Here is an 18,951-nt window from a genome sequence, read left to right as displayed (position 1 = left end):
GGCACCCCCTGAGCGGGTGCCGGGCCGTCGCCTGCGGGTGGGTCAGCCGCGTCCGGTGGACTTCTGGGTGCGGCGCGAGACCGAGTCCAGCACCACCGCGGCGAGCAGCACCGCGCCGGTGATCATGTACTGGATGGCCTGGGCCGCGTGCACCATGTAGAGCCCGACGGTGATCGACTGGATGACCAGCATGCCGAGCAGGGCCGACCAGGTCTTGCCGCGGCCGCCGAAGAGGCTGGTGCCGCCGATGACGGCCGCCGCGATGGCGTTCATCAGGACGTTGCCGCTGCCGAGCAGCTTGTCGGCGGAGCCCTGCTGGGAGGCGATGAACAGACCGCCGAGGCCCGCGAGTCCGGCCGAGATCATGAAGACCGAGATGCGGATCCAGGCGACGTTGATGCCGGCCCGGCGGGCCGCCTCGATGCCGCCGCCGACGGCGAAGATCTGCCGGCCGTAGGAGGTGCGGCGCAGCACGAAGTCGGTCAGGACGACCACGCCGAGCAGCACCACCAGCGGCAGCGGCAGGCCGCGGTCCTGGTTGAGGGTGTAGGCGCCGGCCAGGGCGAGGACGGCGAGGCCGCCGGTGCGCAGGGCGATCTCGCCGATCGGCCGGGCGGGCAGGCCGGCGGCGGTGCGGCGGCGGGCGGTGAGCAGCTGGGCGGCGAAGTAGCCGCCGACCGCGACCGCGGCGAGCAGCCAGGCGAAGGAGATGTCGCCGTCGCCGAGGAAGTAGCTGTCCAGGCTGGCGATGAAGCCGTCGTTGATGTTGTTGATGGTGCCGAGCGAGCCGAGCACGTAGTCCTGCAGGCCGCTCCAGGCGAGCATGCCGGCCAGGGTGACGACGAACGCGGGGACGCCGATCTTGGCGAAGAAGAAGCCGTGCAGGGCCCCCATGGCGACGGCCGTGGCGATGGCGATGACGATCGCCAGCCATTCCGGGACGCCCTGGCGGACCGCCAGGACGGAGGCGACGGCGGCGCAGACGCCGGCCACCGAGCCGAGCGAGAGGTCGATCTCGCCGAGCAGCAGGACGAAGACGATGCCGACGGCGATCAGGCCGGGGCCCGCGATCCACTTGGTGATGTTGGTGAGGTTGTCGGCCTGCAGGAAGCTGCCGGTGATGCTCTGGAACACGACGGCGATCACGACGAGGCCCAGCACGACCGGCAGGGCGCCGAGTTCGCCGCTGCGGATCTTGCGCCGGAACTCCTCCGCGTAGCCGGCGACGCCTTCGCGCCGGACCAGCAGGCGGGGGTCGACCGCGGGGGCGGCGGGTGTGTCGGCCGCGGGGGTGGTGGTCTGGCTGGTGCTCACTTCGCTTCCTCCGCGATGCGTGCCTGGCGCCGGGTGACGGCGTTGTCGGTGGCGCCGGTGATGGCGGAGATGATCTCCTCGTGCGAGGTGCCGGCGACGTCGAAGACGCCGTTGTTGCGGCCCAGGCGCAGGACGGCGACGGTGTCGGCGACCGCCTTGACGTCCGCCATGTTGTGGCTGATGAGGATGACCCCGAGGCCGCGCTCGCGCAGCCGCTCGACCAGGTCGAGGACCTGGGCGGTCTGCTCGACGCCGAGGGCGGCGGTCGGCTCGTCGAGGATGACGATCCGGGGGTCGCCGACCAGGGCGCGGGCGATCGCGACGACCTGGCGCTGCCCACCGGAGAGGCCGGCGATCGGGATGCGCACGCTGGGGATGCGGATGGACAGGGTGTCCAGCAGTTCCTTGGCGCGCTGCTCCATGGCGACCTCGTCGAGGGTGCCGCGGCGGCGCAGTTCGCGGCCGAGGAACAGGTTGGCGACGACGTCGAGGTTGTCGCAGAGCGCGAGGTCCTGGTAGACGGTGGCGACGCCGAGGGCCTGGGCGTCCTGCGGGCGGGCGATGCGCACCTCGCGGCCCTCCCAGGCGATGCTGCCCTCGTCGATGGGGTGGACCCCGGCGATCGTCTTGACCAGCGTGGACTTGCCTGCGCCGTTGTCGCCGACGAGGGCGACCACTTCACCGGCGTGGACCTCCAGGTCGACATCGGTGAGCGCCTGGACGGCGCCGAAGCGCTTGGAGACCCCGCGCAACGCCAGTACGGGTGCGCCTGTCACGTGAACCATCTCCTGAGTGGGGACTTGCGGGGAGGTGAGGGGTGGGCCGGCCGGGTGGCGCTCCCCGGTGGGGCGGGGAGCGCCGGTCCGGTCGGCCCGGTAGGGCGGGGGCGGCTCGCCGCGGAGGGCGGCCCCGCTGGCGCTACTTGATGCCGGCGGTGGCGCAGGCCGCGGCGTAGTCGCCGGTGCAGATGTCGGCGGCCTTGTAGAGGCCGTCGGCGATCACCGTGTCGGTGATGTTGGCCTTGGTGACGACCTTGGGCTCCAGCAGCTTGGCCGGGATGCCCTTGTCCGTGGCGCTGTCCGCGGTAGCGGTGGCGACGGCCTTGATGTCCTTGCCCTGCAGCAGGCTGACGGCCAGTTCGGCGGCACTGTCGGCGAGCGGCTTGTACGCCTTGTAGATGGTGTACGCCTGGTCGCCGGCGACGATCCGCTGGACGGCGTCGAGGCCCGCGTCCTGGCCGCCGACCGGGACGTTGATCCCGGCGGCCTTGAGCTGGGTGATGATGGCGCCGGCCATGCCGTCGTTGGCGGAGTAGACGGCCTGGAAACCGTCCTTGCCGAACTGGGTGATGGCGGCACCGGTCTTCTGGCCGGCCACGGTGGGCTTCCACTCACCGGACTGCTCGTAGACGATCTTCTTGACCTTGCCGTCCAGCGCCTTGTGGGCACCGGCCTTGAACTGGGCCGCGTTCGGGTCGGCCTCGTCACCGTTGATCATCACGATGTTGGCCTCGGCGGCCTTGGCGCCGAGCGCCTCAACCAGGGCCTGGCCCTGGAGTTCGCCGACCTTCTCGTTGTCGAACGAGACGTAGGCGGCGACCGGGCCGGTGGCCAGGCGGTCGTACGCGACGACCTTGACGCCCTTGCCGGCCGCCTCCTTGACCCAGGACTGGGTGGACTTGGCGTCGACGGCGTCGAGCAGGATCACCTTCACGCCCTGGGCGATGAGGGTGTCGAACTGCTGCTTCTGCTTGGCCGCGCTGCCTTCGGCGTTGCTGTACTGCACCTTGCAGTCCGGGCAGAGCGCCGCGACCTTGGCGGTGATGAACGGACGGTCGAAGGACTCGTAGCGGGTGGAGGATGCGTTCTCCGGGAGCAGCAGGCCTATGGACTTGGTGTCCCCGGTGCCCGCGGTCTCCTTCTTGTCGCCGCCGGCCTTGCCGCAGGCGGCCATGGACAGGGCGATAGAGACCGCGACGGTGCCGTAGAGGGCGCGACGCATCGATGCGTTCATGTGGGGGAGCCTCCCTGGTGTCGCCGCAGCACTGCGGCGGAGTGGGGAGGAGTTAACCGGGACCCGTCATCAGTCGTCAATAAGTAAACTCAAGACAGCCTCAGATGGGTCCATGTTCGTTATCTTCTGAACACTAGTTGGACGCAAAACCTGGAGAATCGTCCAAGTTTGAGGTACCTCCTGGAGGATCGTTCAAGACTTTGAATAGCTGCCGAACAAAATCGGAGGGTCGGCCGCGCCTGCCCCCCGGCGGGCCGAACCGTCAGCGCAGGACGGCGAGTTCGGCGACCACGGCGCGGTGGTCGGCGCCCGCGAGGGTGTGCTCCGAGACGTCGACCGCCGCCAGCCCCGGGCCGTACAGCACGTGGTCGATCTGGATCACCGGCGGCAGCAGCGGGAAGTCGTCGTTGGACTCCGGCCAGGTCGGCGCCCCGCCCCGGCCGAGTGCGGCGTGCGCATCCGTCAGCCCGGTACCGAGCAGCGCGCGCATCGGGGCGTGGTCGAGCGTCGCGTTGAAGTCCCCGAGGAACACCGCGTCACGGGTCCGCCCCTCGGCCGCGGCCTTCAGCCCGTCGAAGCTCTCGGCCCACTTCCGGGCGTCCCCCAGCGGGTAGTACGTGTGCACAGCGATCAGTCTGACGGACCGGCCGCCCACCGACACCTCGGCCCCCACCTGCGCCCGGGCCGCCGCGGAGGCACCGTCGCCGAGCCGGTTCAGCGGCAACCGGGAGAACAGCGCGCTGTCCCGGCCGGGCCGCACCTCGCGGTACGGCATCAGCTCGGCCAGACCCGCCGCGTCCAGCGCCCGCACCCTGCCCGGGGTCAACTCCTCGACGGCCAGCACGTCCACCCGCTGCTCACGGACCAGCCGGACCAGGGCGGCCGCATCCACCCGGCCCACGTACGCGTTGCTGGTCGCCACGCGCAGCCGCGGAGCATCCGCCGGAACAGCGGTTCCTTCGGGAACGAACCGCGGTACCAGCCAGCAGAGCTGGAGCACCGCCAGCAGACCCGCGACGGCGGCGGTCCGCCAGGAGCGCAGCGCCAGCAGGGCCGCGAGGAGCAGCAGGGTCAGCAGCGCGGCATACGGGAGCACCGACATCGGCATGGCCAGTACGGTGCCGTCGTCCCAGCCGCCGAGCCGGACCGCGGCGAGCGCGGCCGGCCCGGTGAGCGCCACCCCCGCCGCGACCACGGCGGCGGTGCGCAGCCGCCCGCGGCGGGTCGGGCGGGCGGGGTCGGTGGGTGCGGGGTCGATGGGTGTCTGGTCGGTGGGTGCGGCCGGGTCCGTGGGTGCGGCACGGTCGGTGGGTGCGGGAGGCTCGGCGGATGTCGCGGTCCGGTCGGGCTGGACGGCGTCCGGCAGGCCGTCGGACGGCCCTGCCGCCTCCGCCGGCCGTCCCGTGATCACGTCGCCCATGCCGCTCCCCGCTCCGTCGTCCACCGTGTCCCCCGGCCCGTGGCGATCTTCGACCGCCGGTACCCAGCGGGAGACGCGCCCCGCCCGCGCACGGTTCCGGTCCGGACGCCCCGGCGGGGTCGGAGGCGCTGTTCGCCCGATCGGCTGCGCTGCGCGGGTCGGGGCAGCGGTGGTACTCGTCGGGTCAGCGGCGCTGCTCGTCGATCCAGGCGAGGCGGTCGCGGATGTCCTCCAGGTCCGGGTGGTCCGCGCCGAGGATGCGGGCGTACTCGACCAGGCACTGTTCGAGCAGCGGCCGGGCCTGGGCCGGTCGGCCGACGTCGATCAGCACGTTGGCCAGGTTCTCCCGACTGCGGACGGTCACCGGGTGGCCCGACCCGAGGGTCGCGCACCGCCGGGCGAGCACGTCCTCCAGGATCGGCACGGCGTCACGGTAGCGCTCCATGCCGTGCAGCACGGCGGCCAGGTTGCTGCGGGCGGAGAGCGTCGCGTCGTCGTCCGGCCCGGCCAGCGCCGCCCAGTCCGCGGCGACCGCCCGCATCGCCGGCTCGGCCTCCCGGAAGCGGCCCAGCCGGCAGAGCGCGGCGGCGTGGTTGGCCCGCGCCTCGATCGTCCGGTCGTCACCGCGTCCGTACCGCGCCTCCAGGCGGGCGGCGAGGCCGCGCAGGGCGGTCTCGGCCTCCGCGTGGCGTCCGCAGACGATCAGTGCGGCCGCATGCGCGTTGACGGCGGCGAGCACCTCCGGGTGGTCGGGGCCGAACTGCCGGGTCAGCCGGTCCAGGACGTCGCGGTGCAGCGGCTCGGCCTCGGGGGCGCGCCGCAGGGCCGACAGCACGCCGGCCAGTCCGGTGGCGCTGTGCAGGGTGTCCCGGTGGTCCCGGCCGAGGAGGGCCGCGCGGTCCCGCAGGACGGTCCGCCACAGCTCCTCGGACTCGCGCAACCGTCCGGTCCGGTGGAGGAGTTCGGCCAGCTCGCCGAGGGTGCGCAGGGTCTCCTCGTGGTGCATGCCGAGCACCGCGCGCTGGGCGCGGGCCACCTCCCGGTACAGGTCGAGCGCCTGCGACTCGCGGCCCGGCGTCGCCTCCAGGACCCGGGCGAGGTCGCGGTACGCCTCCAGGGTCTCCGGATGGTCCGGGCCGAGACGGTGACGGGTGCCGTTGGCCCGCATCAGGTGCCACTCGTCGGGCGGGACGGCGACCTCGCTGACCACCTCCTCCCCGCCGTCCTCGTGCAGCAGGGTGAGGGTGATCTGCCCGCCGGGCGCCGACCGGCCCCGGGGGCCGCGGATCGGCGGACCGGCGGAGTCCCCGGGCGCGGGCCCGGACGGTACGGCGTCCTGCGGCGCACCCGGCTCCAGCGGTGCCCCGGGGTCCTGTGCTGCGCCGGGGTCCTGCGGTGCACCGGACCGGGTCCCGGGGACGTCCGGCGGGGTGCTCCGCCGCTTCCACCACTTCTTCACGGCTACGGCCTCCTTCGTCCGGTGCTGCGGTCAGGCTCCGGCATGGATGTGGGCGGCCCAGAGGCTGGGGCTCTCCGGGAAGGCGTCACGGCAGTGCCGGACGGCGTGGTGGAGCGCCTCGGCCGTGCGCCGGGTGTCCAGCCCGGGCCCGGCCGGGACCGCGGGTCCGGGTGCCGGCACCCCCGGCTCCGTCGGCCCGCCGGTGCGCAGTGCCCCGTACAGGAGGCGGGTGACCCGCACCGCGACGAGGTCGTGGACCGGCCAGAGGGTGCCCACGGTGTGCGGGTAGCCGGCGAGTTGGAACGCCGAGGTGATGTGGACCGCCTCGTCGGCCAGCTCCTCGCTGCCGCGCGCGGTGTCGCACGCCGAGAGCACGGCGAGGCGGGCAACGGGCAGGTCCAGCCGGGAGATCCGGCGGACCGTCAGCGCCTCCGCCCGGTGGTCGTGCGCGAGCAGCCGGGTGTTGGAGGGATCGACGGGATCGCTGACCCCGTGGCAGGCGAAGTGGACGTGGGCGTGGTGCGGCAGCGCCGCCAGGATCCGGGCGGCGGTGGCCCGTTCGCCGGTCAGCACCTCGGTGGGCAGCAGCCGGCCGAGCAGGTCGACCTCCCGCTTGGCACCGGTGAGCGGACGCGCCCCGGGGGTGTCGGGCAGCGCCACCGCGAGCAGCCCGGCGGCCGGGTGACGGCGCGGCGACGAACCGTCCGGGGTTTCGGGGCCGGCCGGGGTTCCGGGGCCGGCCGGTTCCGGTGCGGCGGCGGACCGGGCGCGGGCGTACGCGAGGGCCCGGACGGTTGGCGTGTACGAGGAGACCACCCGGTCGAGCACGGTCCGGGCGGGGCCGTCCCCGACCCGGTCCGGCAGGGCGGTGTCGGGCAGCGTGTCGGCCCCGGCGTGCGCGGTGTCCGGCACCGCGTCGGAAGGCTCGGCGTCGGCCCGGGCCGGGAGGCGGCCGGCCGCATGCAGCGGCAGCGCGGCCAGCGCACCGCCCGGGGACCACCAGATCCGGGGCCACCGGCCGTCCGGTCCCGGCCCGGCCAGCCCCAGCGCGTCCAGGACCGGTTCGGTGACACAGTCCCAGGTCCAGGCGAGCACCTCCCGCAGCACACCCTGGGCCTGCTGCTCCCGCTCCGGATCGATGGCGGCGGCCAGCGCCTCGTCGAGGCGGGCGGTCTGCTCGGCGACCGCCCGCGGAGTGGCCCGCGGCAGCGGCACGAGCAGCACCCCGCCGGGCCGCAGGACCAGCGCGTCGCTGCGGTGCGGGCTGCAGTAGGCCAGCACCACGGGCCCGTCCGCGGCGGTGGCCAGCAGGCTCGCGGTGCTCGGCGGGGCGAGGAAGTCGGCGAGACCGGGGCGGGTGCGGATCTCGCCGACCAGGTGCTCGAACCGGCGGGCCAGGGAGTGCCGCAGATCGGTGTCGCCGGAGAGCGGGTCGGTGGTGTCCGGCTCCAGCGTGTCCAGCCGGTCCCGCAGCTCCTGGAAGCGCTCGGCGAGGTCCGGGTGCTCCTCGCGCAGCCGCCCCCAGCCGTCCCGGGACGCCATCGCCCGGCCCAGCAGCACACCCCGGCCCTGCTCCAGCAGTTGCACCGCCTCCTCCGGCCGCCCGGCGTTGACCGCGCACGCGGCGGCCTCGGCGGCGAGCCCGTACAGGCGGGCCAGCCGGTGCTGCTGGTCCCCGCGCGCGATCCGCCCCGAGGCGGCGAACGGCAGCAGGTCGAGGGCGAGCCGGTGGCCCTCCAGGGCGTCGTCCCAGCGGCCGTCGCCGGCGGCCGCCGCGCCCCAGTCCCAGGCGGCGCCGACCCGGTCCGACGCCGCCAGCGCCTCGGTCAGCGCGGCCTGCCGGTAGGCGTCCTCGGCGGCCCGCAGCACCCCCCGGTCGCCGCCCCGCTCGTACAGCGCGTGCAGGGCGTCGCCGTACTCGCACAGGTAGCCGGCGTGCGCCGCACTGCCGTCCTCGGTCGCCCAGACGGCCCGGCCGAGGTCGCTGACCGCCCGCTCCAGCACCCCCGGCGCGTCCGCGGTGCGGTGCTTGGTGAGCCGGGCCGACCCGAGGTTGGAGAGCGCCAGTGCCAGCGCGGGCCGGCCGTACGGGATCGCGTCCGCGGCCCGCTCCAGCAGGGCGATCGCCTCGTCCAGGTCCCGCTGCTCCCCCGTCGCACCGAACCGCTCGCGCAGCGCGTTGGCGAGGTGGTTCAGCCGGTCGCCGATCGCGGGGTCGTCGGAGGCGGTGCGGGCGAGCGCCTCCCGGGCCGCGTCGACCGCCTCGCCCAGCGTGGCAGGGTCGCCGGTCCGGCCGTACCAGCTCTGCAGCACCACCCCGAGGTTGCCGAGCCGCACCGCCCCGGCCACCGGGCCGGCCCCGGCAAGCGCCTCCCGGGCCAGCGCCGCGCCCTCCTCCAGGGAGGCCAGGTCCCCCGTCTCCAGGTAGCGCTCGCGCAGGGTCACGGCGAGGTTGGCGAGCAGGTCGGCGTGGTGGGCGGCGCCGGGACGCGCCTCGGTCAGCCCCCGGCGCAGCGCGGCCACCGCCTCGTCCAGCACCGCCGTGTCACCCGTGTACTGGGCGAGCCGGTGCAGCGCGTTGCCGAGGCTGTTCAGCGCGGTCGCGTGCCGCTCGGTGCCGGGCGGCAGCAGGCGCACGGCGGCGCGCAGCAGCTCGGCGGACTCGCGCAGCGCCACCAGGTCGTCGGTGGCCTCCGCCGTCAGCCGCAGCGCGACACCCAGCCAGGCCAGCCGGTCCGGCCGGGCCGGGTGACCGGGCGGGGCCTCGCGCAGCGCCGTCCGGTGCACCGACAGCATCTCGGCCCGCAGGCCCGGGTCGTCGCTCTGCTCCGCGGACGTGCGCAGCACCTCGGCGAGGTTGTGCAGAACGCGCGGACGGTGCGCACTCCCCGGCGGGCAGGCCGGCAGCAGTTCCCGCAGCAGCTCCAGCGCCTCGGCCAGGGCCGCCCGGTCACCGTCCTGGCGGTAGGTGCGGTAGCGGGTCACCGCGAGGTTGCCGACGGCCGCCACCCAGGTGGCGGAGCCGACGGGAGCGGCCTCCGCGGCGCGGCGTTCCGCCCGTTCGGCGGCCTCCAGGTCCCGCGCGCTGCCGGTCGCCTCGAACCGGTCGCGCAGCACACCCCCCAGACTGCTCAGCGTCTGCGCCCGGACCTCCGGGTCCTGCGGCAGCTCGACGGCCAGCCCGAACGCCGCGACCGCCCGGTCCAGATCGGCCGGATCGCCGTCCGCCCCGAAGCGGTCCCGCAGCGCCAGCCCGAGGATCCGGACGTCCTGTTCGGCGGGCGGACGGGCGTGCGCCCGCTCACCCGCCAGGGTGACGATCTCGTCGAGGTCCGCCCGCTCGTGGCGGGCCTGCCACCGGGCCAGCAGCGCGGCCAGCAGGTTGCTCGCCGCCGCGGCCAGGGCCCGCTCGGACTCCGACGGCCCCCGCGGTCCCGGCGCCCCCGGCCCGCCCGACGTGCGCAGGTACTCCCGGTACAGCGAGATCGCGGCGTCCAGGGCCGGCGCCTCGCCCGTCCGGGAGAACTGCAGCAGCAACTGACCTGCCCGCTGCGCCGCTTCCGCCCCCCGTGCGTCCGCCGCGACCACCTCCTGCTCGGACCGGTGCCAACTGGCCTGGCTGTATCGGAGATTACCGCCGACGATAGCGAACAAACCGTCAGGGATGCCAAGCTGTGAGGATCACGGTCGACGGCGCCCGGGCGGTACCGCGTCCGGGCGGTACGGCCGGGTGGCCGGTACCCGGACGGCGGGAACCGCACGGACGGCAGGACACGGCAGGACAGGGTGCGCCGGGGCGGCGTCGGGGACGGCGCGGACTCCCGGACTTCGGGGCACGGAGGACATGTGGCGGTGGAGGCGGAAGGCGGCGCGCCGGAGGGACGGGGCACGGGGCCCGCACGCGAAGTGCCGCGGGTCGCGGCGCAGGGCGGCGGTGCACGGCCGGACGGGTCCGCCGCGGGTGCTCCGGCGGAAGGTCCCGCGGCACCGCCGCCGGCAGGAGCCCCGGCGGGGGCGTCGGGTACTCGGGAGGCCCCGGCGGACGCCTTCGGCCACGCCCGCCTCGGCGAGCTGTGCCGGCGGCTGGCCGCAGCAGCGACGGGTGGCGGGCCTGCGGGCAGCGGCGGCCCCGGCCGGACCGGGGCGGGCCTGCCGCGGCTCGGCGCCGAGGGCGCCGACCTGCTCGACCGCCTGTTGGCCGAGCTGCGGGCCGGTCGGACCGCAGCCGAACTCGACGACCTGTTCGACGAGCTGGAGGAGGAGTTGCTGATGGCCGGGCACAGCGCCGGCCTCGGCTCCTACCGCAGCACCCCGACCCCCGTCTCCCCCGCCTACCGCGGCCTGCCGGTGCCCGGTGCCGCCCACCCCGACCTGTACGTGTTGGCCTGCCCCGGCCTCCAGTGCGGCCGGGTGGAGGCGCCCGACCCCGACGCCGAACGGCCGCCCGCCTGCCGGGTGTTCGACCGGCCGCTGCGGGCGGTCGGACTGCGGTGACCGGCGCCTTCCTCAGCGCCCTCGGCGGGCGGATCGCCGAACGCTGGCTCGCCCTGCTGGCGATCCCCGGCCTGCTGTACCTGCTGGTCCTCGGCACCGCCCTGACCCTCGGCCAGCAGCGCTGGTCGGACGCCGGCCTGCTGCGGACCCGTCTGGTGGAGGTCGCCGCCTCCCCGCAGGCCCACAGCGCCGGCGCCCTCGCGCTGGCCGCGCTGGTGCTGCTCGCCGCCGCCGCGGCCGTCGGCACCGCGGCACAGGGCCTCGGCGCGGCCCTGGAACGCCTCTGGTACGCCGAGCCCGTCGGCCCGCTGCTGCGCCGGCTCGCCGACCGCAGGCTCCGCCGCTGGCGCGCCGCGGACGCCGTCTACCGCACGGCCCTGGTCGCCGCCGGGCGTGCCCGGATCTCCGGTGCGCCCGACGCCGGGGAACTCGTCGAACGCGCCGAACGCGCCCACGCCGACCGCAACCGGCTCGGCACCCTCGCACCGCGGCACCCCTTCCGTACCGGCGACCGCCTCGCCGCGCCCGGCCGCCGGCTCCGGCGCGCCTACCGGCTCGACCTGGCCGCCGCCTGGCCGCACCTGTGGCTGCTGGCGGCCGACGGCACCCGCACCGAACTGCACACCGCCCGCCTGCAGCTGGGCGCCGCCGCCCGGCTCTGCGCCTGGGGAGGCGGCTACCTCCTGCTCGGGCTCTGGTGGTGGCCGGCCGCCCTGGGCGGCGCGGCGGCCGTGCTCGCGGGCCTGTGGCGGGCCCGGGACGCCGCCCAGGCGTTCGCGGAGCTCACCGAGGCGCTCGCCGAACTCCACCTGCGCGAACTGGCCGAAGCCCTCGGGGTGGAGACCCCCGAGGGCTTCGACCGCGCCGCCGGTGAGCGCCTCTCGCGCCTGCTCGGCAAGCCGGACTGACCGGAAGGCCGCCCGATCCCGGTCGGCGGGCGGCCGATCCCGGTCGGCAGGTGGCAGGCGACAGGCGGCCGGTGACAGGCGGCCGGTGGCATCGGGCAACAGGCGCGGCAGGCGTGTACGGTCGGCGTCGTGCCCACTGCCCCGGCACCGGCCTCAGCCCGCGAGCACCACGGTGCCCGGCACGGGCGGCCCCGCCTCCACCGGTACGGCCGCCGCGGCCAGCCGCCGGTGCTCCTGCGGGCTGACCCCGCGGACCCGCTTGAACGCCGCGCTGAGCGCGAACGCACTGCTGTACCCCACCCGTCCGGCGACCCAGCCGATCGTGCGGGTCGGATCCGCGAGCAGGTCCGCGGCCAGCGCCAGCCGCCACGAGGCCAGGTACGCCATCGGCGGCTCACCGATCAACTCGGTGAAGCGGCGGGCCAGGTGGGCACGGGAGATGCCGACCCGGGCGGCGAGCGAGGCCACCGTCCACGGGTACGCGACCTCCTCGTGCAGCACCCGCAGGGCCGGGCCCACCACCGGGTCGCCCTGGGCGAGGTACCAGGCCGGCGCCCCCGCCTCCGGCCGGGCCAGCCAGGTCCGCAGGACGCCGATCACCAGCAGGTCGAGCAGGCGGTCCAGGACGAGCTCCTGACCCGGCTCGCTGCGGCCGATCTCCTCGGCGAGCAGGCCGACCAGGACGTCGTCGGTCCGCAGCCCGCCGCCCGTACCGGCCCCGGCACCGCCACCGGATCCGGCTCCGGCTCCGGCTCCGGACGCGCCGCCGGCCCCCGCGGCCCGTCCCAGGGGACGGACCAGCAGGGCGGGCAGGCAGGCCAGCAGCCGGCGGCCGATCTCGTGGTCGGCCTGGTACGTCCCGGTCAGCATCACCGCCGCGTCGGGCCCCTTGCCGCCGCCCCAGGTCCGTACGCCCAGGGCGAGGGACTCGGCGACGCTCACCCCGTCGCTGGTGCAGTCCTGGCCCGGCCCCACCCGGACGGTGGTCGGCGTGCCGGGGTCGTCCGCGACCGTGTACGGCGCCGGCCCGCGCAGCAGCGCCACATCCCCCGGGCGCAGCCGGACGGGCTCACCGCCCTCGGGCAGCACCCAGGCGTCGCGTTCGATCATGGTCACCACGGAGAGCGGGGCGCGGTCCTCGATGCGCAGCGACCACGGCGGGTCGAGCACCGAACGCAGCAGGAACGCCCCACGCGCCTTCGGGCCGTCCAACAGCCCCATGAGAGTATCCACCCCACAACTCTAGACTCTGGAACATGGATTGACGTTTGATCATTTGAGAGGCTCATGAGCGTTCGGGCTGGCAGCTGTCAGCCCCTGTGCACCGGAAGGAATCCGCCCCGATGGAACTGTTGCGCGTCATCGCGCTCGTGGCCGCCACCATGACCACCGGCCTGACCACCGGCCTCTTCTACGCGTACGCCTGCTCCGTCATGCCCGGGCTGAAGGGCACCGACGACCGCACCTTCATCGAGGTCATGCAACGCATCAACGTGGCGATCCTCAACGGCTGGTTCCTGCTCGGCTTCGTCGGCGCCCTGCTCTTCACCGCCGCCGCACTCGCCCTGCACCTGCCCTCCGCCGGACACCGCGCGCTGCCCGCCGTGATCGGCGCGCTGGTCTGCTACGTGGCCTCGCTGGTCGTCACCCGGGCCATCAACATCCCGCTGAACAACGCCCTGGCCGAGGCGGGCTCCCCCGACCGGATCGCGGAACCCGCCCCGGTTCGCGCCCGCTTCGAGACCACCTGGGTGCGCTGGAACATCGTGCGCGCCCTGCTCTGCACCGGCGCACTGGTCTGCCTCTGTTGGGCGCTCGTCCTGCACGGCGGGAGCACCGGCTGACCCGGCCGGCCGCCGTCCCGGCCCCATCTCGGCCCCGGTTCGTCCCTGCACCCCGGTTCGCCCGTGCATCCCGGTTCGTCCCTGCATCCCGGCGCCCATGCGCAGTCACACCGCGGCACGGTTGCGCCACCGCACCGCCGAACGCGCCCGCCCCGCTCCCTAGGAAGGGAGCGGGGCGGGCGTCCTCGTGCGGGCCGTATGGGGCGGGCGTCCTCGTGCGGGCCGTATGGGGCGGGCGTCCCCTCCGGCCCCTCTGCCCGCGGCCCCGGGCTGCACACCCCGACGGCCCGTGCCACGCTGGTCCGGGCACGTCCGGCTCGTCCCGCCGTGCCCTCCCCGCGTCGAACGGCGGTCGGCCGCACGGCCGACGGCACTGATCGGAAGGCCCCGAACCGGTGAGCGTCAAACCAGTGCCCGAGGACTCCCCCCGCGTCACGCCCTACCTCTGCATCGACGGCGCCGCCGCCGCGATCGACTTCTACATCGCCGTACTCGGCGCGACCGAACGCATGCGCGCAGCCGGCCCCGACGGCAGGATCGGGCACGCCGAACTGCAGATCGGCAACTCCGTCGTCATGGTCGCCGACGAGTACCCCGAGATGGGCTTCCTCGCACCGACGACGGTGGGCGGCACCCCCGTCGTCCTCTACGCCTACGTCGAGGACGTCGACGCGGCCTTCGCCCGAGCGCTCGACCTGGGCGCCACCGAACTCCAGGCGGTCAAGGACGAGTTCTACGGCGATCGGACCGGCCAGTTCGAGGACCCCTTCGGCCACCGCTGGAGCGTCGCCACCCACAAGGAGGACGTCCCCGCGGACGAGCTGGAGCGGCGCGCCGCAGCCGCCATGGGCACCCTCCCCGACAGTGGCATCGCCTGACCCGCCCGCCCCCGGGCACCCCACCGGTCGGTCCACCAGCCGGTCACCAGGAAGGGACACTGCATGCCCACCCGACTCAACCCGTACATCAGCTTCGACGGCAACGCCCGCCAGGCCATGGAGTTCTACCAGGGCGTCTTCGGCGGCACGCTCACCACGAACACCTTCGGCGAGTTCAGCCAGAGCGCCCCGGCCGAGGCGCAGGCCCCCGCCGAGTTCGCCGACAAGATCATGCACAGCATGCTCGAAACCACCAACGGCTTCACCCTCATGGCGTCCGACACCCCGCCCGGGATGCCCCACAACCCCGGGACCAACATCTCCGTCAGCGTGAGCGGCGACGAGGCCGACGAACTGCGCGGCTACTGGGAGCGGCTCTCCGCCGACGGCACGGTCATGGTGCCGCTGGAGAAGCAGATGTGGGGCGACGTGTTCGGCATGTGCACCGACCGCTTCGGCATCACCTGGCTGGTCGACATCGCCGGCCAGTCCGCCTGACCCCTGAAGCCTGACGCCGGCACCGCTCTTCGAACGCCGACCGCACGACCGCACGACCGCAGCTCAGCGTCTGCGGTCTGCGGTCTGCGGTCGTGCGGCCTTGTGGTCCGCGGTCTGCTCCGCCCGCGAGGACTGACGCACCACCGGATCGGCCGCCGCCCGACGGCTTGCCTGCCCGAACGGGCGAAAACGATCACCACGGCGGTGGTTCGGCCGGACGGCGCGGATACGCTCCGTGGCACTGCCAGTGCGTTCCGTCGATCCGCCGGGAGTGGGCCGTGCCCGACCTTCGTCCCCCGACCCTGCCCGCCGGGTCCACCGCCACCAGGGCCAACGGCCGCTGGCGCAGCTGGCGCCGGGCGGCCTGGCCGCTCTACTTCGGACTGTTCGCCTGGTGGGTGTGGACGCACGGCGTGCCCTACACCAACGACCTGGTGTTCCTCTGGCTGATCGGTGCCCTGCTGGCCGCCGCCGTCCACAGCGGCGGCGGCTGGCGCAGCGGACTGCACGTCCTGCGCGACTGGGTGCCGGTGATGGCCGTGGTCTGGACGTACTCGCTGCTGCGCGGCTACGGAGCCCACACGCCCTGGCCGCCCTATCTGCACCCCCAGCTCGCCTTCGACCGGGTACTCGGCTTCGGCGAGACCTGGACGGTACGCCTGCAGTACGCCCTGTACACCCCCGGCCGCCCGCGACTCCACGACTACCTGACGGTCGCGGTCTACATGTCGCACTTCTTCGTCGTCTTCGTCCTGCTCGCCGTCCTCTGGCGACGCAACCACGCCCGCTTCCGGCGCCTGCTCGCCTACTACCTCGCCCTCACCTACGCCGGGTTCGTCACCTACATCCTCTACCCGGCCGTACCCCCCTGGCTGGCCGCCGAAGAGGGCCGGATGCCCGCCCTCACCCGGGTCGTCGGCGACGTGCTCGGCCACCTCGGCCTCCCCACGGCCGCCTCGGTGTTCGAGAACGGCAGCCGTTTCTCCAACGACGTCGCCGCGATGCCCTCGCTGCACTCCGCATACCCGCTGCTGGTCACCCTGTTCTTCTGGCCCGGCGCCGGCCCGACCGCCCGGGTCCTGCTCGCCGCCTATCCGCTCGCCATGGCCTTCACCCTGGTGTACGGGGCCGAGCACTTCATCATCGACATCCTCGTCGGCTGGGCCTACGCCGTCGCCGTCTACTTCGGCCTCGGCCGCCTCCTCGATCGCCGCGCCGCCCGCCGCAGCCGGGGAGCGGCGTAGCCCGCGTGGCCGCTCGGCGCTGGGCGGGGGCCGGTCGGAGCCGGTCGGAGCCGGTCGGGGCCGGTTGGGGCCGGTTGGGGCCGGTTGGGGGCCGGGCAGGGTGCATGTCAGTGGAGCGTGTCAGAGTCTGCGCATGCTCAGGATCGTGGTGACGACGGAGAACGACGAGCGGCACGTCCAGGTGTCCGCCGAGGAACTGGCCGGGCTGGTCCGGCGCATCGGCGGTGAGAGGGACCGGTTCCTGGTCGTCCAGCGGGTGCCCGACCTGCCCGACGTCTTCGCCCAGGTCTGGCACCGGTCCGGCGGCGACTACACCCTGGAACACCGCGACGGCGCCGCGGACCGGCACTTCCGCACGACGGTCGGCGGACCCGGCGCCGTACTGGCCCTGCTCACCGGCTGGGCCCGCGAGGACGACGGATGGGACGCGGGTCCGGACTGGGAGCCGCTGGACCTCGGCCCCGTCCGCGAGGTGCCGCCCCTCGACCTCGACGACGCCGAACGCGCGCAGCTCGAAGCCCGCGTCCGCGAGGTACTGACCGGCGGCTACGCCTCCCGCGCCGACCTGGCCGAACTCGCCGAGGACTACCTGGTCACCCCCGGCCGCAGGCCCGTCTCGCGCGAACAGGCGGAGGCACTGGCCGACCGGCTGTGGCTGGAGCGGGTCGCCGAGCAGGCCCGCTGGCAGGACGAGACCGACCCCGAACGGCTCACCCGCGCCTTCACCGCCCTGGAGGAGGCCGGCATCACCGCCCGCGAGAACTTCACCTGCTGCGGCAGCTGCGGCCACTCCGAGATCGGCGGCGAGGCCGGCCCCGACGCCCGCGGCTTCGTGTACTTCCACACCCAGTCCACGGACTCCGCCGCGGCCGGCCGCGGCCTGACGCTCTACTACGGCGGCTTCGACGACTCGGCCGACACCACCACGGCCGTCGGCCACGAGATCGTGGCCGCCCTCGAAGCCGTCGGTCTCCGCACCGACTGGGACCACAACCCCAACCGTGCCATCACCGTCACCCCGCTCGACTGGCGCCGCCGTCTGATCGGCTAGGGCAGTGACCGCGGAGGTTCACCGATCCGGCGCAGGCGAACCCGGCGGACCGGTGGGCCGATGTGCTGCAGGCCGGTCGGCACGCGGGCCGGTGGAGGACGGTCGGCGACGTGGACGGTCACGGCCGCCGGGCAGCGGTCAGACGGCCCGGCGCATGCACAGCCGCGGCCACCGGTCCAGGCCGTGGGCCGCTTCCCGTGCGCGGATGTCCTGCAGGTCCGGACCGAGCAGGTCGTCGTCGAGCGGCTGGAACCCGCAGCGTGCGTAGTAGGGGGCGTTCCAGGGCACGTCGGCGAACGTGGTGAGGGTCAGGGCGGGGACGCCGCCGGTCGCCGCCCGTTCCGCGAGATGCTCCAGGAGCGACCGCCCGATGCCGCGGCGCGCACTGTCCGGGTGCACCGACACCTGTTCGACGTGCAGGTTCCCGTCGACGTGGTCGGCGATGAGGTAGGCCACCGGAACACCCGCCTCGCCGACGGCCACCCAGGCCAGCCCCGCCCCTTGGTACCGGGCGAGTTCGTCGAGCGGCAGCGGTTCGTCGTCGGCGATCTCGGGCATGCCGACGTCGCGGAAGCACAACCCGGCCGCCCGCTCGATGTCCTGGAGCAACGGCAGGTCCTCGGTCCGGACTTCTCGAATGCGCATGCCCCGATTCTCCACGGCCGACGCTGCGACCGGGAGGCAATTCCGGGCCCGCCCGCACCGCGCGAGCAGGCCTGTCGGCGCGCTTCAGGGACACCGTGCCCCGCCCTGCGGCACCTGGCGACGCGTCCGCCCCGCTCTCGTAGGAGGAGAGCGGGGCGTGGGCGGGGGCCCGGGTGGCCGGGTGGCGGGTGGCGGGTGCGCAGATCGCCGGGTGCCGTGGTGGCGGGTGGCCGGGTGGCGTGGTGGCCCCCGTGCCCGGGCGGCCGGGCCGGGGTCAGCGGCTGAGGCGGCCGTGCAGGAGCAGCGCCCGGCCGAGGGCGCCGAGGGCTGCGGTGCAGACCAGCGTGCGCACGGCGTTGGAGACCACCCAGGTGTCCTCGAAGCGGGCGCGGACGGCGGCCAGGTCGGCGATCGTCGACGGATCGCCCGCGTCGGCCAGTTCGGTGTTGAGCGGGACGTTCACCCCCGCCGTGAGGCCCAGCATCACCGCGTACAGCAGCAGCGCCGCACCCACCCAGCGCACCACGGCACGCCGTCCCGCCCGGTGCTCCAGCCACGCCGCGACAGCGATCGCGGCGAACGCGCCGACGAAGACCAGGCCGAACACCGCGTTCTCGATGACCCGGTTGATGTTCTGCATCGCGGTGACGTACGTACGGTCGTCGCCCTCGGCGAGCCCCGGCATGACGGACACGTAGAAGGCGAAGAGCAGTCCGGCCATGAGCCCCGTCGCGACGGTCGCGCCGATCAGCACCGGGCCGGCGGCCCGGCCGGTCGGCCCGCCCGGGGCAGGCTGTGCGGTCGAGGGGAGCGGGTTCGCCGGGGAGTCGGGCGTGGTGGAGACGCTGCGCATCGGATGTCCTTGACTGGTGAGGCGGTGCGGGTCTGTTCCGGTCGGCTGTCCGGGCTCCGGGCCTACGGCGTCGGGAGCCCGTTGCCGATCATGCCGGTTGCGGCGCCCGGGCGGAACCGGTCCGGCGCAATGGGCAGTTCGGCCGGCGGTTCATGGGCGGGGCGGTGGGTGGTGATGCTGGGTGATGCTGGGTGGGGCGGCGGGCCCCGCGAGCGGGTCGAGCGACGGTGGGCTCGCGGGCGGTTCGGCGGTGGGCGGTTCGGCGGTGGGCGGTTCGGCGGGTGCCGGGGCCCTGGCCGGGCCGGGCCGCTGCGCCGTTCGGGTCGGCGC

Annotated in this window: 16 protein-coding genes; 7 read left to right on the top strand and 9 right to left on the bottom strand. The window is 74.9% G+C overall.

The features are described 5' to 3' along the window. Positions 1 to 42: 42 nt before the first annotated feature. The 6 genes from ACWGB8_RS33065 to ACWGB8_RS33040 form a co-directional block, all read right to left on the bottom strand. A complete protein-coding gene (locus tag ACWGB8_RS33065; protein ID WP_452217332.1) occupies positions 43 to 1,314 on the bottom strand; it encodes a sugar ABC transporter permease in 1,272 nt (423 codons plus the stop codon). Next, complete coding sequence (locus tag ACWGB8_RS33060; RefSeq protein WP_452217331.1) at positions 1,311 to 2,099, bottom strand: ATP-binding cassette domain-containing protein; 789 nt, start codon at positions 2,097 to 2,099, stop codon at positions 1,311 to 1,313. Before ACWGB8_RS33060 ends, ACWGB8_RS33065 begins: the two co-directional genes overlap by 4 nt. A gap of 133 nt (positions 2,100 to 2,232) precedes the next feature. Further along, complete coding sequence (locus ACWGB8_RS33055; protein WP_452217330.1) at positions 2,233 to 3,327, bottom strand: sugar ABC transporter substrate-binding protein; 1,095 nt, start codon at positions 3,325 to 3,327, stop codon at positions 2,233 to 2,235. A gap of 262 nt (positions 3,328 to 3,589) precedes the next feature. Next, a complete protein-coding gene (locus ACWGB8_RS33050) occupies positions 3,590 to 4,747 on the bottom strand; it encodes an endonuclease/exonuclease/phosphatase family protein (RefSeq protein ID WP_452217329.1) in 1,158 nt (385 codons plus the stop codon). 184 nt (positions 4,748 to 4,931) lie between these two features. Then, complete coding sequence (locus ACWGB8_RS33045; protein ID WP_452217328.1) at positions 4,932 to 6,206, bottom strand: tetratricopeptide repeat protein; 1,275 nt, start codon at positions 6,204 to 6,206, stop codon at positions 4,932 to 4,934. 30 nt (positions 6,207 to 6,236) lie between these two features. Further along, complete coding sequence (locus tag ACWGB8_RS33040) at positions 6,237 to 9,743, bottom strand: CHAT domain-containing tetratricopeptide repeat protein (protein ID WP_452217327.1); 3,507 nt, start codon at positions 9,741 to 9,743, stop codon at positions 6,237 to 6,239. Between the two features lie 369 nt (positions 9,744 to 10,112). Here ACWGB8_RS33040 and ACWGB8_RS33035 point away from each other — a divergent pair, with 369 nt between their 5' ends. Beyond that, positions 10,113 to 10,700 carry a hypothetical protein gene (locus ACWGB8_RS33035; protein WP_452217326.1) on the top strand — a complete coding sequence of 196 codons (588 nt, stop codon included), beginning with the start codon at positions 10,113 to 10,115 and terminating at the stop codon, positions 10,698 to 10,700. After that, positions 10,697 to 11,608, top strand: a complete 912-nt coding sequence (locus ACWGB8_RS33030) for a hypothetical protein (RefSeq protein WP_452217325.1) — start codon at positions 10,697 to 10,699, stop codon at positions 11,606 to 11,608. The genes ACWGB8_RS33035 and ACWGB8_RS33030 overlap by 4 nt, the downstream gene beginning before the upstream one ends. 153 nt (positions 11,609 to 11,761) lie before the next feature. Here the strand turns inward: ACWGB8_RS33030 and ACWGB8_RS33025 are convergent, their stop codons facing one another. After that, entirely contained in the window at positions 11,762 to 12,841 is a 1,080-nt protein-coding gene (locus ACWGB8_RS33025; RefSeq protein ID WP_452217324.1) for an AraC family transcriptional regulator, read from the bottom strand. A gap of 110 nt (positions 12,842 to 12,951) precedes the next feature. Between ACWGB8_RS33025 and ACWGB8_RS33020 the strand changes: the two genes are divergently transcribed. The 5 genes from ACWGB8_RS33020 (at position 12,952) to ACWGB8_RS33000 (ending at position 17,123) form a co-directional block, all read left to right on the top strand. Beyond that, positions 12,952 to 13,452 (top strand): anthrone oxygenase family protein, encoded by a 501-nt coding sequence (locus ACWGB8_RS33020; protein ID WP_452217323.1) that lies wholly within the window; start codon positions 12,952 to 12,954, stop codon positions 13,450 to 13,452. 395 nt (positions 13,453 to 13,847) lie between these two features. Next, entirely contained in the window at positions 13,848 to 14,330 is a 483-nt protein-coding gene (locus tag ACWGB8_RS33015) for a VOC family protein (protein ID WP_452217322.1), read from the top strand. A gap of 63 nt (positions 14,331 to 14,393) precedes the next feature. After that, entirely contained in the window at positions 14,394 to 14,828 is a 435-nt protein-coding gene (locus ACWGB8_RS33010) for a VOC family protein (RefSeq protein WP_452217321.1), read from the top strand. A gap of 278 nt (positions 14,829 to 15,106) precedes the next feature. Continuing rightward, complete coding sequence (locus ACWGB8_RS33005; RefSeq protein WP_452217320.1) at positions 15,107 to 16,072, top strand: phosphatase PAP2 family protein; 966 nt, start codon at positions 15,107 to 15,109, stop codon at positions 16,070 to 16,072. Between the two features lie 133 nt (positions 16,073 to 16,205). Next, positions 16,206 to 17,123, top strand: a complete 918-nt coding sequence (locus tag ACWGB8_RS33000; protein ID WP_452217319.1) for a DUF6891 domain-containing protein — start codon at positions 16,206 to 16,208, stop codon at positions 17,121 to 17,123. Positions 17,124 to 17,261: 138 nt separating this feature from the next. On the opposite strand, the gene ACWGB8_RS32995 is transcribed toward ACWGB8_RS33000, so the two are convergent. Together ACWGB8_RS32995 and ACWGB8_RS32990 are read right to left on the bottom strand one after the other, a co-directional pair. Next, positions 17,262 to 17,768 carry a GNAT family N-acetyltransferase gene (locus ACWGB8_RS32995; protein WP_452217318.1) on the bottom strand — a complete coding sequence of 169 codons (507 nt, stop codon included), beginning with the start codon at positions 17,766 to 17,768 and terminating at the stop codon, positions 17,262 to 17,264. Between the two features lie 274 nt (positions 17,769 to 18,042). Beyond that, positions 18,043 to 18,621: an anthrone oxygenase family protein gene (locus ACWGB8_RS32990; protein ID WP_452217317.1), complete on the bottom strand. Its 579-nt coding sequence runs from the start codon at positions 18,619 to 18,621 to the stop codon at positions 18,043 to 18,045. Between the last annotated feature and the right edge of the window lie 330 nt (positions 18,622 to 18,951).

Source organism: Kitasatospora sp. NPDC054939 (assembly GCF_053610105.1).
Note: the sequence above shows the minus strand (reverse complement) of the source record. Positions and strands in the feature narration are given on the sequence as shown.